This is a genomic window from Acidovorax sp. Root217 (assembly GCF_001428645.1).
Classification (GTDB): domain Bacteria; phylum Pseudomonadota; class Gammaproteobacteria; order Burkholderiales; family Burkholderiaceae_C; genus Acidovorax.
In genome coordinates, this window is the sequence record NZ_LMIH01000012.1 from 101,208 (window position 1) to 115,825 (window position 14,618).

At 66.2% G+C, this 14,618-nt stretch carries 12 protein-coding genes; 5 read left to right on the forward strand and 7 right to left on the reverse strand.

Annotated features, from left to right (window positions below; genetic code table 11):
• Window positions 1-44: 44 nt before the first annotated feature.
• The 4 genes from ASE31_RS10615 to ASE31_RS10630 are packed head-to-tail and all read right to left on the reverse strand — an operon-like array spanning window position 45 to window position 5,372.
• The gene (locus tag ASE31_RS10615) at window positions 45-1,790 is read right to left on the reverse strand and encodes a carboxylesterase/lipase family protein (RefSeq protein ID WP_082604124.1); all 1,746 of its coding nucleotides are present in this window, start codon (window positions 1,788-1,790) and stop codon (window positions 45-47) included.
• A gap of 4 nt (window positions 1,791-1,794) precedes the next feature.
• The gene (locus ASE31_RS10620; RefSeq protein ID WP_057201621.1) at window positions 1,795-2,814 is read right to left on the reverse strand and encodes a tripartite tricarboxylate transporter substrate binding protein; all 1,020 of its coding nucleotides are present in this window, start codon (window positions 2,812-2,814) and stop codon (window positions 1,795-1,797) included.
• A gap of 39 nt (window positions 2,815-2,853) precedes the next feature.
• On the reverse strand, window positions 2,854-4,137 hold the full coding sequence (locus ASE31_RS10625) for a DUF1254 domain-containing protein (RefSeq protein WP_057201622.1): 1,284 nt from the start codon (window positions 4,135-4,137) through the stop codon (window positions 2,854-2,856).
• A complete protein-coding gene (locus ASE31_RS10630) occupies window positions 4,134-5,372 on the reverse strand; it encodes a CaiB/BaiF CoA-transferase family protein (protein ID WP_235514407.1) in 1,239 nt (412 codons plus the stop codon). Before ASE31_RS10630 ends, ASE31_RS10625 begins: the two co-directional genes overlap by 4 nt.
• 80 nt (window positions 5,373-5,452) lie before the next feature.
• Between ASE31_RS10630 and ASE31_RS10635 the strand changes: the two genes are divergently transcribed.
• The 4 genes from ASE31_RS10635 to ASE31_RS10650 all read left to right on the forward strand — a co-directional run bounded on the left by ASE31_RS10635 (window position 5,453) and on the right by ASE31_RS10650 (window position 11,023).
• The gene (locus ASE31_RS10635; protein WP_057201623.1) at window positions 5,453-6,442 is read left to right on the forward strand and encodes a LysR family transcriptional regulator; all 990 of its coding nucleotides are present in this window, start codon (window positions 5,453-5,455) and stop codon (window positions 6,440-6,442) included.
• Between the two features lie 714 nt (window positions 6,443-7,156).
• Window positions 7,157-8,785, forward strand: coding sequence for a diguanylate cyclase (locus ASE31_RS10640; RefSeq protein WP_057201624.1), 1,629 nt, complete (start codon window positions 7,157-7,159; stop codon window positions 8,783-8,785).
• Between the two features lie 250 nt (window positions 8,786-9,035).
• On the forward strand, window positions 9,036-10,019 hold the full coding sequence (locus tag ASE31_RS10645) for a tripartite tricarboxylate transporter substrate binding protein (RefSeq protein ID WP_057201625.1): 984 nt from the start codon (window positions 9,036-9,038) through the stop codon (window positions 10,017-10,019).
• An 8-nt stretch (window positions 10,020-10,027) separates the two neighbouring features.
• On the forward strand, window positions 10,028-11,023 hold the full coding sequence (locus ASE31_RS10650; protein ID WP_057202450.1) for a tripartite tricarboxylate transporter substrate binding protein: 996 nt from the start codon (window positions 10,028-10,030) through the stop codon (window positions 11,021-11,023).
• Between the two features lie 18 nt (window positions 11,024-11,041).
• On the opposite strand, the gene ASE31_RS10655 is transcribed toward ASE31_RS10650, so the two are convergent.
• Window positions 11,042-12,148: an NADH:flavin oxidoreductase gene (locus tag ASE31_RS10655; RefSeq protein WP_057201626.1), complete on the reverse strand. Its 1,107-nt coding sequence runs from the start codon at window positions 12,146-12,148 to the stop codon at window positions 11,042-11,044.
• On the reverse strand, window positions 12,145-12,543 hold the full coding sequence (locus tag ASE31_RS10660; protein WP_057202452.1) for a RidA family protein: 399 nt from the start codon (window positions 12,541-12,543) through the stop codon (window positions 12,145-12,147). The genes ASE31_RS10655 and ASE31_RS10660 overlap by 4 nt, the downstream gene beginning before the upstream one ends.
• A 166-nt stretch (window positions 12,544-12,709) precedes the next feature.
• Between ASE31_RS10660 and ASE31_RS10665 the strand changes: the two genes are divergently transcribed.
• Entirely contained in the window at window positions 12,710-13,579 is an 870-nt protein-coding gene (locus tag ASE31_RS10665; RefSeq protein ID WP_082604150.1) for a LysR substrate-binding domain-containing protein, read from the forward strand.
• Window positions 13,580-13,582: 3 nt separating this feature from the next.
• Here the strand turns inward: ASE31_RS10665 and ASE31_RS10670 are convergent, their stop codons facing one another.
• Window positions 13,583-14,512, reverse strand: a complete 930-nt coding sequence (locus ASE31_RS10670; protein WP_057201628.1) for a LysR family transcriptional regulator — start codon at window positions 14,510-14,512, stop codon at window positions 13,583-13,585.
• Between the last annotated feature and the right edge of the window lie 106 nt (window positions 14,513-14,618).

Sequence of the window (14,618 nt, forward strand, 5' to 3'; positions counted from 1 at the left end):
TGTCTCCGAGCGAGGCCATGAAGTCCGTTCGAGAACACCCAGTCTCATTCCACCCCCAACCGGGCCGCTTCGAGGCTTGAATCAAAAACCAGTGAACGGGGCCACGCAGGCCAGGCGGAGCCCAGACTTGGGCTGTTGGGGTCCCCGTCCTGCGCAAAGCTGCCGATACTCTGAATCATCTTTGCCGACAAGTCGAGCCGGCCCGCCTTGTTCGCCCGATTGAACGAGATGCTCGAATAGAGCGATGTCCCGAAATTGCCGAAGATGAACGGCAGGTCAAAACTGTGTGCCGCGCCATAGACCTTGTCAAAAGGCGGCGGCAGTTCATCCCAGTCAAAGCGGTAGTGCCAAACATCGGGTTGGCGAGATTTGAGCGCATTGAGCACATCATCCCGAAATGCAAAGAACCAGTTGCGGTCGAGCTCTGCGATGCGTGCGTTCAGCCCTGTCGTCGGCGCGTCCACCGGCAGGTATTGCGCAGGCACCCAATCCTCGATACGGCTGGCGGGTGGGGCGTCAGGCTGGTAGCCATGGACCCGCTTGAACACCGCGGCGTCATCGAGCAGGCGGCCGCTGGTGCCGCCAAAGGCTGGCCGAGTTGCCAGCAAGGCAGGAAATAGTTTGCTTTCGTCGCGCGTATTCCCCGCCAATACCGGCACCTTGACGTAACGGCCGGCGCGGATTGCAGCTATGGGATCCGCAGGCACGACGTATCCGTCGGGGATCGGGTTGGCAGCCGAAAGTCCCAGCGGTGCAAGCCGCCTGAGCACGGTGGTCAAGATGGCGTCGGGTGATAGCCCGCGTAGGTAGGCAGCCAGCTGCTGGGGCGTGCGCGAAGCAATGTGTGCCTCTGCTGCAGGCCGATCAGCGGCTACACCGTCGGCCAAGAGGGAATGAGTCAGTAAGGCGTTTCCTCGCGTCGCCCACACGCTGCGGGGAAGGATGGTTGCAAAGGAGCCCGGCGGCAGCGTGGCTGCCGATGAAATACCCCCGCTGAGCGCCACCAACCGGTGAAACAAGGGCGTGGGCCTGGAGACCACCATGGGCGAGGTGAGTAGCGCGTACACGTTGACCGCCCCGGCGGACTCACCCATCAACGCGACCCGGCAAGGGTCGCCGCCAAAGCCGCCGATATTGTGCTGGACGAATTCCAGCGACTTCACGATGTCGAGCAGCGCGAAGTTGCCTGAGTCGGTGGCGGCCTCACCCGTCTTCAACGGTGCAAGGTCCAGGAACCCGAAGACGCCAAGCCGGTAGGCGACCGACACCACGACCGAGCCGGTAGCACGTGCCAGCGCGGCACCGTCGTACACCGGGTCCGCGGTGTAGCCGGTGATATTGCTGCCGCCGTGGACCCAAACGATGACGGGCCTCGGGGTCGACGCGGAAGCGGTGGGCGCCCAGATGTTGAGGTAGAGGCAGTCCTCCGAGCCCAATGTCTGGCCCAGCGTGCTGCCGATGGTGGCGTCGTATCGATTGTTCAAGCCCGGCCCATACAGTCGGCCTGTCTGCACGCATGCGTTCGCAAACGACGTCGCCGCACGTGGTTGCGTCCATGCGGGCGGATCCTCAGGTGCTCGCCAGCGGCGCTGCCCCACTGGCGCTGCCGCATAGGGAATACCTTTCCAGCTGTGGACGCCACCGACCGATGCATCCTCGGCGCCGACCACCGGACCAAAGGCAGTGGGTCGCTGTAGGCCCGTGTTCACGGCGGGCGTGTGGGTGCAGGCGTTGAGCGTCAACAGTGCGCCAATGGCGAGAGCCCAGCAAGTCGAGGAGGATTTCATCATGCGCTCAATCGATCTTGATGTTGGCATCACGGATCACACCGGTCCACTTGCGTGTCTGGTCGTCGATGTACGTCGCGAACTTGGCTCCGGGCGCGCCGCTGGCCTCCAGGCCCATGTCGAGCAGCTTCTGTTTAATGGTGGAGTCGTCCAGTGCCCGCAAGATGGCCGCTTGCAGCTTCGCCACCACATCCCCTGGCGTGGCGGCTGGCACCATGAAGCCGTACCACCCGGACGCGACCACCCCCTGAAAGCCCTGTTCGCGAATCGTAGGGGCTGCCGGATATAGCGCACTGCGTTTTTCGGAGGCCACGCCCAGCACCCGCAACTTGCCGGCCGCGATGTGGGGCAGCGCCGTACTGATCGCCGTCAGGGTGGCATCGAGGCGCCCCCCCAATAACTCCGAGTAGGCGACGGAATCCCCTTTCATGTGGACGTTGATGCCCTCAATGCCGGCTTCACGCAAAAGCAGTTCGCCAGCCAGGTGGGGCTGCGACCCCGCGCCAGGCGTGCCAATGTTGATGCCCCCCGGGCGGGTCTTGGCGAACGCGACCAGATCGCGCACGCCCTTTATCTGAGTCTGCGCATTGACGATCAGGAACAAGGGCGCGTGCATGGCCATCGCGATGGGGCGCAGTTGCTCGCGCTGGTAGCTCAGGCCCTTTCCGTAAAGCGCCTCGGCCGTTGCATAGGGCGCCGCCACATAGAGAACGGTGTAGCCATCGGCGGGCGCGCGCGCCACGAACTCGGTCCCCAGCCGAGTGCCCGCCCCAGGCTTGTTTTCGACGACAAACTGCTGGCCCAGGACCTTGGCCAGGTACTCGCCCAGCACTCGGGCCGAGAGGTCACTGGCCCCGCCCGCTGCGTAAGGCGAGATCAACTTGACCGGCCGCGTGGGCCAGTCCGCCTGCGCATGCGCTAGCAGGCCGGTGCCCGACGCCAAGCCGGCGGCCATCGTGGCGAGCACGGTGCGGCGCTGGAGCCGCGTTGATGCAAGGGTGTTCAAAGCCCGATGGTGCAAGGTCATGTCTGTCTCCTGTTGTGGTTGTGTCGAAGGGCGGCCGTGCTACAGACGGCGCAAGGGCGGGTATGGAAACCGGAACTCTCGGTGTCGAAGTCTGGGCTGATAGAGACGAAGGACCAGGAAGAACTCCTCTCCGGGTGGGGCGGGCAGCCAGTTGTGCGCCGGGCCCGGGTCCTCTGCCTGAATTCGGATGGAAAGGCTTGCGTCCGCACCCCTCAGCAGACCAGGCAGGCGATCGCCAACCGAATAGCGGTGCGCTGGGTTGGCCACCAGCAGGCAGTCGCTTCGCCGGTACAGCGTGAGCGACCAGAAGGCGTCCACCTCCGGCACTGCGCCTGGCTCGAAGTGCAGCTCATAGGCGTGCGACCCGTTGAGCAGCGCGCCATCGGCGTCCACCTCCGCCGTTGGGTACATGGCCTCCTCGATGCCCAGTGCACCGATGAAGTTGCGCGCGACGCGCGCGCGCATCGCCACGTCTGCGCCCCAGTGCGTTCGCACCGCGACGGGCAGCGCCCAGCCACCCCCGAGAGCGTGCGGCTGGGCCTTCTGGCGAAGCTCCTCGTACACCAGTGGCAGTGCGTCCGCAAGAGCTCCCTCATCCACTGGCCAACACAGGCTCTCCCCCATTTGCACCGGGTTGCGGGCCAGGGCCTCGTCGATCGTGGCGCGGTAGAGCGCGGCATCCGGCGCATGCCCCGCGCGGCCATCGAGACCCGTGTCCACCCGAAAGGCGGCCTCCCCGCCGTCCAGCCGGTGCGTGGAGATCCCGCGTTGCAGCGCGGCAGCCTGTTCCAGGTCATCGGGATGATCGTCCACCAGGAGGCGTCCGATCACCCAGACGTCCTCACCCGGCGCGGCGATCACGTTGTCCACGCCGTCGGGCACCGGGCCATGCCAGGCAGGGCCATGCACCAGCGTGCGCTGGCGACGGTTCCCGGTGGTGCGGCGCCCTACGTAAGCAAACGGGTTGGTCCATGCGTCGAGCAAGCCCAATGTCCAGTAACGCTCACCCATGTCTGGCGTGTCAATGAGCACGGGCCCTCGGGATAGATCCAGCCACGCATTGCTGAAGACGGTGTCGTTGTTGGGACTGACCACTTCGCGGTCTTCCGGCCCGATTCGGCGGTGGGTGTGGGTGAAATGGTTCACCCAGCGCATGTGCGAAGCACGGTCGTCGCTCGCGAAACCCAGAACGGGATGGCGCCGCGCCGTGGTTGCAGCGCGCATGCGCATCATCTCAAACAGCGGCAAGGTCTGCTGCACCGCAGCACGTGCGTTGCCATGCGATGGCGTCTCGGTAGTGGAGAAGGCAGGGGTCACGTTCATGCCACCACCCCGGATTCACGGAATGTGGCAATGTCGTGCGCCGAGTAACCTAACTCGGCGAGCAGTTCCGCACTGTCCGCCCCGCAATCTGGCGCCGCGGCGGGTGTGGGCCGTGGACCGCTGCCCATGCGATACGGCAGTCCCAAGGCCCGATACCCTTCGCCGTCGCTCGACGCGGAGTCCACGAAGATACCGGTAGCCATCACGTCCGCGTTGGTCAGTACATCGCGGTAAGGCCGCACTGCCCCAGCAACAATCTGGTGCTGGCTGAGCATCTGGACGGCCGCGTCGCTGGTGTAGGCCGAGAGGCATTCATCGAGCACGTGACGCAATTCGGCGCGGTGGGCAACGCGTTGCCCGTTGCTGGAGAAGCGCGGGTCTTGGACCAGTTCTTCCCGGCCCAAGGCCCGGCAAAAGCGCTTCCAATGATCCTCAACGTAGGCGGATAGCACGATGTGGCCATCTCGCGTGGCCACGACCTCGGCTGCGGGCGCGTTATTGGGCTGACCATGTCCGATGCGGGTGGGCTCTGGCCCGCCACCCAGGTATTCGCACCAGGTGGCCGCCTGAAGATGGAGGGCCGTCTCCAGCAGCGATACCTCCAGCGTCTCGCCCATGCCGCTTCGTTCGCGTCCATAGAGGGCCGCCAGGACGGCCTGGGCCCCCAGGTCCGCTGCAGCAGCGTCGATGATCGGCACACCCACCTTTTGCGGCGGGCGATCGGCCTCACCCGTGACTGACATAAGGCCGCTCTCCGCCTGCGCCGCAATGTCGTAACCGGGGCGTTCGCTCGACGGCCCCTCGCTGCCAAAACCCGAGATCGACAGGTAGATAACCCGAGGATAACGAGCACGCACCTGCGTAGGGCCCAGGCCGAGCTTCTCGACTGCGCCCGGGCGCAGGTTTTGCACGACCACGTCGCATTGGGCGATGAGACGCCAAGCAACTTCCCGGCCCGACTCGCTCTTGAGGTCCAGCGCGATGGACCGTTTGCCCCGGTTGTAAGCCCTCACCATGGCCTCGCCATATCTCCCCACATGGCGTGCCTGATCGCCCGTCATCGGCTCGACCTTGATCACCGTGGCCCCCAAATCCGCCAGCGCCATCGCGGCACCGGGGCCTGCAATGTATTGGCCCAGATCAATGACGGAGACCCCGGCCAAGGGCGCTGCGGGTGACGTCGAAGTGTTTTCTCGGGAATAAGTCATGGCCACAACCATAGTCGTGGTCGACATTCCTGAAAAATCCATAATCCTGATTGCGTGATCACTTTGGGTGATCACTATCCATTGGCAGCCATTCGCGGGGGCGCTTCATGTCTTTACCATCCGACTACCTGGTGCGGCGTCTGCGCATGCGCCATCTGGAACTGCTGGTGGCCCTTGTCGATGCGGGCTCAATGCGCGCCGCCGCAACCCATTTGAACTTGAGCCAGCCAGCGCTAAGCAAGATGCTGGGCGAGATCGAAGCAGGATTCGATGCCCGCCTGTTTGAGCGCACAGCGCATGGACTGGTAGCCAACGCTGCGGGAAACGCAGCGATCTACCGAGCCCGGGTCATCCTGGGCGAGCTTTCGCGCAGCAAGGATGAAGTGGATGCGTTGCGAGACGGCGCAGAGGGTTTGCTGCGATTGGGCACCCTCTCCGTGACCGCCACCGTGCCTCAAGCGGTGATCGAACTACGCAGGCGACTACCGCTTGCCAAAGTACAAGTGCACGAAGGCAGGGTCCGCGAGCTGATCCAGCGACTCTTGAACAGCGAGCTCGACTGCGTGTTCGGCGCCGTCACCCCCGAGCTGCTCACCAGCGCACAACTCTCGCTGCTCAAGCCGGAGTTGCTGGTGGCTGACGAACTGTGCGTGCTGTGCGCGCAAGGACACTCTCTGTCGCGCAAGCGCAGATTGACCTGGCGCGATGTTCACTTCCAGCCGTGGGTCGCCCCCCCAAAGGACACGCTGGTTCGACAGGCATTGATGACCGCGTTTCTCAACGCAGGCCTGAAGCCGCCAGAGCCCGCGATTGAAGTGCTCTCGTCTGTCACCCTCGGCAGCGTTTTGCGCCTTGATGAGAACATGCTCGGCGCTGTGCGCTTTGAACAGGCACGAGACGAACTGGCGCGCGGTGGCATCGTTCGTCTGCCCATCACACCGCCGGTGCTGCTTCCGTCGCTAGGTCTTTACACGCGGCAAGCTGCAGAAGGACCTCCCGCGGTCGTGCAGGCTTTTGCAGATGCAATTCGCTCGGTGAGCACCCGTGTCAACATACAGAAGCCATCAGGCATTGCCAACAAAAATAAGTCCGGATAACTTGATTGCAGGGACGGGGTGGTCAGCCGTCGCACTTTGGTAACACCGTTCACGGCGGGGTGAAGGCAATCTACACCGCCGCACCGTCCTGGCAGGCTGAAGAAATACCTCCCAGCCAGCCCAGCAGCCCAACCCCGGTAAGCTCACTGGTCCCTCCTAGATAGCTTGACCCTGACCCCCATGCGCGGCGCCAACACCTTCACCGAGAGCCTGTTTCTGTCCGCATGCTCCAAGCTTGGGGCGATTGTCAATTTCCTACACTGCGCGAGTACAGATTCGGCACAACATTTAGGTACACCAGCTGCCGCGGGTACATATAAACATAGGTGATGTCGCAGGCCCACGATTGGTGCTGCCTGTCGCCGCTTGGACTCACAGACAGCGAGCGGTATCACCTTGAGCGGACCGCCGACTATCAACGGGCCCGAATGCACAAGATGCGCCGTTGACACATTTTGTTTTTCGGCGTTACCCGGCCAGTCTTGCGACAAGGCGTTTTGACACATTGTCAAAAGTTCGGGCTGTCTATAGAGATTCCGACATCTGTTATTGATAAGATTCCTAGTACCCCCATCAGCGGCGAGCTGGCCCCGCCGGTGGCAGCCTTCCATGCGGCTTTTTGCAACGCGAATGGCCGGGGCCCGGTCTCTGTGCGATATTCACGGGACCCCGTTCTGGAAACAGCCAACCCAGCAGCACCTGGCGCCACAGACCATGGAACGCACAGACCAACTCCTGGCCGACCTGAAGGAATGCGAAGCCGCAAGTCTCGTGGGTGCCCACGACGTGGGGGTCGAGATGGCGGTGCGTGCCTTGCGAGCCGCCAGGGAGTGCGGGCTGCAGCCCGAAGCCGCGTTGGCGGCAGCCTGGCTGGCCGAGCACCAACTGCGCCGGGGCGAGAGCGAAAAGGCGGCCGAGAGCGCCTTTGCCGCCCTGGCGGAGGCCGACGCGCTCGGGCTGCATGGGGTCGGGATCAAGCTGCGCAACACCTTGACCCGGGCCTGGTGCCAACTCGGTCGGGCTGACGAAGCGCTGCCCGAGGCAATGCAAGCGCTGGGGCGGGCGCGCACGCTGGGTGCGCCCGGGCTGGTATCGCGCAGCCTCTCCAGCCTGGCTGGCGTGGTGGAGCTGCTGGGCGATCATCCGCATGCGATCGCCCTGCTGCACAAGGCGGATGAAGAGGCCCAGCGCGACGGTGACAAGGTGGCGCAATTCGCTGCCGTCGTGAATCTCGCGGGCGCACTGTGCCGGTCCGGGCGCAAGCTCGCCCATATGCCGGGCCCGCTGGCGCCAACCGAAGCGCAGGCTGCGGATCTGCGCGAAGCCCTGGCCGTGGTGCAGCGGGCGACGGCGCTCGCGCGGGGGCATGTCCGTTGGGAAATGGTCTGCGCCGAGATCGAATGCCTTGCCCTTGAGGCCCTGGGGCGGCTGCAGGAGATGCGCGCCGCAGTCGATCGGCACCGGGCATTCGCCATAGAGGCGAAGGCCCCGGATGCCCGTGCAGAAAACGAACTGCTCAACGCGGACTGGCTGTTGGCCAGCGGGCGCGCGGTCGAGGCCTGCGAAGCGCTGGACCACCGGGTGGATGCGGCCGCAGCCCAGAGAAACGAAGGATGCCGCCGGTGGTGGTGGAGATCCAGGTACCGTGCCTTCAAGGCCGCTGGCTCCGATGCGCAGGCACTGGCGGCACTGGAGTCCATGGTGGTCCAGGTGCGCCGCGACCGTGAACTCAGCCTGAACGCCCAGGCGCGCGTGCTGTTGGGCGAGGTGAGGATGGAAATCGCCCAGCAGGAACTCGCGCAATTGCGGCTCGAAGCCGAAGAACTGCGCGAGCGTGCCGATGTGGCGACGCAGAAATCCCTGCTCGACCCGCTCACCGGACTGGCCAACCGGCGGGCACTGGACGCCCGCCTGATGGCCGTTCTGCCGATGCGGCATGGGCAGGCGGAGGGCTTTTCGCTGGCCATCATCGACATTGACCACTTCAAGCAGATCAACGATGGCTGGGGCCACGACGTCGGAGACGCTGTGCTGCGCGAGATCGCCAAGTTGCTGACCAGCGGTGTGAGGGGTGGCGACTTCGTGGCGCGCATTGGCGGCGAGGAGTTCGTCATTCTGCTGTGGGGGCAGGCATTGGCGGATGCCTCTCTAGTGTGCGAACGGCTTAGGCAGCAGGTACAGGCACATGACTGGTCCCGGTTCGTGCCGGGGCGGGATGTGACTGTCAGCATGGGGCTGACCTGTGCCCAGCCCCTGGACGATGCGGCCCAACTTCTGCGGCGTGCCGACCAATGGATGTACACGGCCAAGCGCGAAGGGCGCAACCGATTGCAGGGGGAATGAGGTGGGTGGATCCACGCGATACGCATGCCCAGGCAAGACAGCCCGCGGAGCCCGCTGTTGAACGCTGCAACAGCTGGCCTGCCACACGGCCTGCGCGCGTGCAATCGCAGGGGCGTGCCGGTATTGAAGACAGGCCTATCTGCTAGGCAGCATCTGGCGTAGCGGGCGGGGCATCCGCCGTTCAAAATGGAGACGGAGCCCTTGGGGCCGCCCGCGACACGACAGAACAACGACAACACCAGGAGACCAAATGCGCCTTGCCTTCCCCCTCGCACGCCGATCGGCGCTGGCCCTGCTCACCGTGCTGGCACTGCCCGGCGCCTGGGCCCAGGCGCCGGCCTATCCCGACAGGCCCATCAAGCTGGTGGTGGGCTACCCGGCCGGCGGCGCGGTGGACATCGTCGCGCGCACGGTGGGCCAGGCCATGTCCGTCAGCATGGGCCAGCCCATCGTCATCGAGAACAAGCCCGGCGCCGGCACCAACATCGCGGTGAAGTCCGTGATCAGCGCGGCGCCTGACGGCTACACGCTGATGCTCGCGGCCAACGCACTGGCGGCCAACATGGCGCTGTACCAGCCCGCGCCGTTCGATGCCGAGAAGGACCTGGTGCTGATCTCGCAGGTGGGCCGGGTGCCCGTGGTCATCGCGGCCAACCCATCGGTTCCGTACAACACCGTGGCGCAGCTCATCGCGGCGGCCAAGGCCAAGCCCGATGGAATCGCCTTCGCCAGCCCGGGCAACGGCGCCACGCCGCACATGGCGGTGGAGCTGTTCGCCAAGGCGGCCGGCATTGAACTGCAGCACGTGCCCTACCGCGGCGGCGGACCGGCCATCACCGACACCATCGGCGGCCAAGTGCCGCTGGTCGCAGTCAATGCGCTGGAGGCCCTGCCGCATGTGAAGAGCGGCAAACTCAAGGTGCTGGCCGCGCTGAGCGCCGACCGCACCAGCATCTTCCCGGACGTGCCGACCATTGCCGAGTCCGGCTACCCCGGCTTCGAAGCCTCGGTCTGTTACGGCCTGGTCGCGCCTGCAGGCACACCCAAGGCCATCACCGACAGACTGCATGCCGAAGTGCAGAAGGCACTCGGGCAGCCTGAGGTCAAGGCGCGCATGACCGGCGTGGGCGGCGAGGTCACGCCCGGCAGCAGCGCGCAGTTTGCCGCGCTGGTGCGCTCCGAACGCCAGCGCTACGAAAAGCTGGTCAAGGAAACCGGCATCAAGCCGGATTGAACAAGCCCATGGCTGACTTCCTGCCCCGGCGCCGATTCCTGCCCCTGCTGGGTCTGCCCTTGCTCGCCATGGCGCGGCGTGCGCATGCGGCGGCCGACTTTCCCTCGCGGCCCGTGCGCATCATCGTGCCCTTCACGCCCGGGGGCTCCAGCGACATCCTGGCACGGGCCGTGGGGCTGGAACTGGGTCAGTCGCTGGGTCAGCCTGTCATCGTGGAGAACGTTCCGGGCGCGGGTGGAACCTTGGGCTCCGAGCGTGCCCTGCGCTCGCCGCCCGACGGCCACACCCTCTTCATGGGCCACACCGGCACGCTGGCGGTCAACCCCTGGCTGTACCCGCAGCTCGGCTTCGATCCGCTCAAGGCGTTCGCGCCCGTGGCGCTGGTGGCCCGGGTGCCCAACGTGCTGGTGCTCCACCCCTCGGTGCCGGCCGGCAGCCTGGCCGAGCTGGTGGCTTACTCGCAGTCGCACCCCGACCGGCTGGCCTATGGGTCGGGTGGCAATGGCAGTGCGGCCCACCTGGCGATGGAGCTGCTCAAGCTGCAGACCGGGCTGAAGGCCCTGCACGTGCCCTACAAGGGCACGGCACCCTCGGTGAACGACCTGCTCGCGGGCCAGGTGCAGATGCTGTTCACCGGCGTGCCGGCGTTGCTGCCCCATATCAAGGCCGGCAAGATCCGGCCCGTGGCCGTGTCGGGTCGCCAGCGCCTGTCCCAGTTGCCCGAGGTTCCCACGGTCGGACAGTCCGGTGTGCCGGGCACACAGGGCTTCGAGGCCGACCAGTGGTACGGACTGGTCGCCCCTGCGCGCACGCCGGTCGAGGTGGTGCAGCGGCTCAACGCACGCACCAATGACGCTCTGGGTGCGTCGGCCGTGGCCCAGCGCCTGGGCAGCGAAGGGGCCGAGCCGACACCGGCCACGGCCCCGGCGTTCGGCGCCCTGATCGCCAGGGAAAAGGCCCGCTGGGAAGCCGTGGTCAAGGCCGCCGGGGTGAAGGCCGAGTAGGGCCGCGCAGCCTTTCGATCACCCGGTTGTGTCTGCGGTCTCGCATTCCGCCGCCTTGAGGTCGCCCAGCGGTGACAGCAGTGCCGGATCGAACGCGCGCGGTGCCAGGCCATCGCGCAGGCGCTGCGGCCAGTCGGGGTTGGACAGCGCGCCGCGCCCCAGGGCCACGAGGTTGGCGCCATCGTCCATCGCGCTCGCGGCCCGCGCGGGATCGTGCAGACCGCCGTTGGCGATGAGGGTGACACCCGGCGCATGGCGGCGCGCCAGGTGCACCAGGCTGGCGCCCGCATCGGCGAACGCCGGCCGCCAGGCCTCGAACTCGGTGACGTGCAGGTAGTCCGCGCCCGACTGCGCGAGGGCGCTGAACACGGTGGCCGCACCGGCCTCGGCCTCGGGCCACCGGTGGCTGAAGTCATTGACCTTGCCCTGCGAGATGCGCACCCCGACCGGCGAGGTGGTGCCCAGCTCTTGCTTCACGCCCTGCACCACCTCGCAGGCCAGCCGCACGCGTTGGCCGATGGCGCCGCCCCAGCCATCGCTGCGGGTGTTGGTATGGCCTGTGAGGAACTGGTCGAGCAGGTAGCCATTGGCGCCGTGGACCTCCACGCCGTCGAAGCCGGCCACCTCCACGGCAAGCCGTGCCGCCTGGCGAAAGCCGGCAATGGCCTCGGCGATGTCGGCCCCGGTCATCGCCACCGGCACCGGGTAGGGGCCTTCGCCCCGGTACAGCGCCATCTGCTGCCCCAGCGGGCGCACGGCCGAAGGCCCTGCCGTGTGGCTGCGGAACCGGTTGAACTGCGACAGCGCGCCCGCATGCATCAACTGCGCGAACACGCGCCCGCCTGCCGCGTGGATGGCTTGCACCACGGGGCGCCAGGCCAGGGCCTGCGCGCGGTCGCTCAGCCCCGGCTGGTGGGCGTAGCCCTGGGCAAAGGCCTGGTCGGTGTAGATGCCCTCGGTGACCACCAGGCCGAAGCCGCCCTCTGAAAAGCGCGCGTAGTAGCGGGCCATGCGCTGGGTGGCCTCGCCCGTGGCGGCGGCACTTACGCGCGTCATGGGAGCGACCACCAGGCGGTTGGGCAGTTCCAGGCTGCCGATGCGGCCGGGCGACAGCAGGGGCGTCATGCCTGCGCTCCAGGAAGGGTGGCGATGGCCTCAATCTCGATCATCGCCTCGGGCGAATACAGGCCCGAGACCTCGACGATGGTGTCGGCCGGGTAGGGCGCAGAAAACCATTTCCGGCGCAGCTCCACGATCTTCGGAAAGTGCGCCATGGAGGTCAGGAAGATCGTGACCTTGGCCACATGGCGCAGGTCCGTGCCGGCGGCCTTGAGAACGCGGTCGAGGTTTTGGAAGGCCTGTTCGGCCTGGACATCGAAGTCGCCCTTGCCGACGATGGCTCCATCGTCGCCGATGGCCGCCTGGCCCGAGACGAAGACCAGGTTGCCCAGCGCAATGGCCTGCGACAGCAGGAAGGGGGCGTAGGGGTCGGGCTGGGTGTGGACTTGCGTGAGTGGCATGGTGGTTTCCTTGATGGATGAACGGTGTTGTGCCATGTGCCCGGGAGGGCGATGGCATGCGGCCAGTTTGTTCAAAGGAGTGGCACTCGACAAAGGTTGATTTTTCAGGTGACAGATGAGTAGAACTAAACTGTCACTATGCGCAGACTTCCCCCCCTTGGGTGCCATGCGGGTGTTCGAGGCCGCCGCGCGGCGGCTGAGCTTCAAGGACGCGGCCGACGAGCTGCATGTCACCCCCACGGCCGTGAGCCACCAGATCAAGCTGCTGGAGGAGCACCTGGCCGTGCGCCTGTTCGAGCGCGGCACGCGCCAGGTGTCGCTGACGGCTGCAGGGCACCAGCTGTTTCCGGTGCTGCGCGACGGGCTGGACAGCTTCGAGCGCGCGGTCGAGCGCGTGCGCCGCACCGAGGGCCAGGCACAGACGGCCACGCTGTCATCGACCGTGGCCTTCATGGCCAAGGTGCTGGCGCCGCGCGTCGGCTCGTTCAGCACACAGCACCCGGGCTGGGCTTTGCGCCTGGATGCCAGCCACCGGGTGGTGGACCTCGACACCGAGGCCGACGCTGCCATCCGCTACGGCAGCGGGCGCTACGCCGAAATGGTGGTGGAGCCCTTGTTCCAGGACCGCTTTGCCCCCGTGTGCACGCCCACCCTGGCGGCGCTGGCGCTGCGCGACCTGGGTGCCGTGCCGCTGATTCATTTCGAGTGGGCCCAGACGCCGCGCGACGAATCCCTCGCGCCGGTCTGGCGCACCTGGCTGCAGCGGGCAGGGCTGGTCGGCGACGCGCCATCGGATGCGGGGCTGTCGTTCACCGAAGAGATGCATGCCGTGCAGGCCACCGTGGCGGGCCAGGGCGTGGGCCTGCTCAGCCTGACGCTGGTGGCAGACGAGCTGCGCTCGGGCGTGCTGGTCCAGCCCTTCGATCTCGCGGTGGACAGCTACCGCTACGACTTGGTCTACAGCCCACGCGCGGCCGACCGGCCGGCCACGCAGATGCTGCGCAGCTGGGTGCACAGCCAGTTCGGCAACCGCTAGGTTTCAGCGCAGCCCCATGTAGCTGGTCCACTTGCGCTCGTAGTTGTTCTTCTCGAACTCGTCGGCCATGAAGTCGATGAAGGAGCGCACCTTGGCCGAGAGGTGCTTGCGGCTCGGGTAGGCGATGTTGATCTGGATGCGCGGCAGGTCCCAGTCGTTGAGCACCGGCACCAGCCGCCCGGCCACGATGTCGTCGTAGACGATGTAGCTCGGCTGCACCAGGATGCCCAGGCCGCTCAGCGCGGCGGCGCGCAGCACCTGGCCATCGTTCGATTCGAGCAGGCCCTGGATGGCCACGACGCAGCTGTCCGCGTCGCGGGTCAGGCGCAGCTCGTGCGCATGGTTGGCGTACACATAGATCAGGAAGTCGTGCGCAGAGAGTTCGTCCGGCGACTGGGGCATGCCGTGCGACGCCAGGTAGGCCGGCGAGGCGCACAGCACCCGCCGGGTGGAGGCCAGCTTGCGGATGGTGATGCTGCTGTCGGGCTCGAACTCGCGGTTGCGGATCGCCACGTCGATGCCGTTCTCGATCATGTCCAGGTAGCGGTTGGCCGCCTCGATGTGCACGCGCACCTGCGGGTACAGCCGGTGGTACTGCGCCAGGCGCGGGGCGATCAGTTGCATCGAAAACGACAGCGATGCGCTGACGCGCAGCACCCCCGAGGGCTTGAGCGTGCTGGAGTTGAGGGCCGTCTCCGCGTCCTGCAGCTCGGCGAGCACGGCGCGTGCGCGCTCGTAGAACTCCTGGCCCTCGCTCGTCAGGTACAGCCGCCGGGTGTTGCGCTCCACCAGCCGCGCCTTGAGCCGGCCTTCAAGCGATGCCAGGTGGCGGCTGGCTGCGGGGTTGGACAGCCCCAGCGCCTCGGCCGCGCCGCCCATGCTGCCCACTTCGGCGACCTTGATGAACAACTCCAGCTCGGTAAGGCGGTCCATATTTTCATTTATTGGAAATCTTCATTCCATTTTGACCTGTTTATATTGTTTTGTGGAAATCATAAAGTCCGGTCTCACAGCCAGCGAACACCACGGCGGAGACAGG

Coding starts and splice junctions, on each gene's coding strand:
- ASE31_RS10645 (WP_057201625.1), top strand. CDS start 9,036: ATGCGCCTTGCCTTCCCCCTCGCACGCCGATCGGCGCTGGCCCTGCTC.
- ASE31_RS10625 (WP_057201622.1), bottom strand. CDS start 4,137: ATGAACGTGACCCCTGCCTTCTCCACTACCGAGACGCCATCGCATGGC.
- ASE31_RS10630 (WP_235514407.1), bottom strand. CDS start 5,372: ATGTCGACCACGACTATGGTTGTGGCCATGACTTATTCCCGAGAAAAC.
- ASE31_RS10655 (WP_057201626.1), bottom strand. CDS start 12,148: ATGACGCCCCTGCTGTCGCCCGGCCGCATCGGCAGCCTGGAACTGCCC.
- ASE31_RS10615 (WP_082604124.1), bottom strand. CDS start 1,790: ATGATGAAATCCTCCTCGACTTGCTGGGCTCTCGCCATTGGCGCACTG.
- ASE31_RS10670 (WP_057201628.1), bottom strand. CDS start 14,512: ATGGACCGCCTTACCGAGCTGGAGTTGTTCATCAAGGTCGCCGAAGTG.
- ASE31_RS10660 (WP_057202452.1), bottom strand. CDS start 12,543: ATGCCACTCACGCAAGTCCACACCCAGCCCGACCCCTACGCCCCCTTC.
- ASE31_RS10665 (WP_082604150.1), top strand. CDS start 12,710: ATGCGGGTGTTCGAGGCCGCCGCGCGGCGGCTGAGCTTCAAGGACGCG.
- ASE31_RS10620 (WP_057201621.1), bottom strand. CDS start 2,814: ATGACCTTGCACCATCGGGCTTTGAACACCCTTGCATCAACGCGGCTC.
- ASE31_RS10635 (WP_057201623.1), top strand. CDS start 5,453: ATGTCTTTACCATCCGACTACCTGGTGCGGCGTCTGCGCATGCGCCAT.
- ASE31_RS10650 (WP_057202450.1), top strand. CDS start 10,028: ATGGCTGACTTCCTGCCCCGGCGCCGATTCCTGCCCCTGCTGGGTCTG.
- ASE31_RS10640 (WP_057201624.1), top strand. CDS start 7,157: ATGGAACGCACAGACCAACTCCTGGCCGACCTGAAGGAATGCGAAGCC.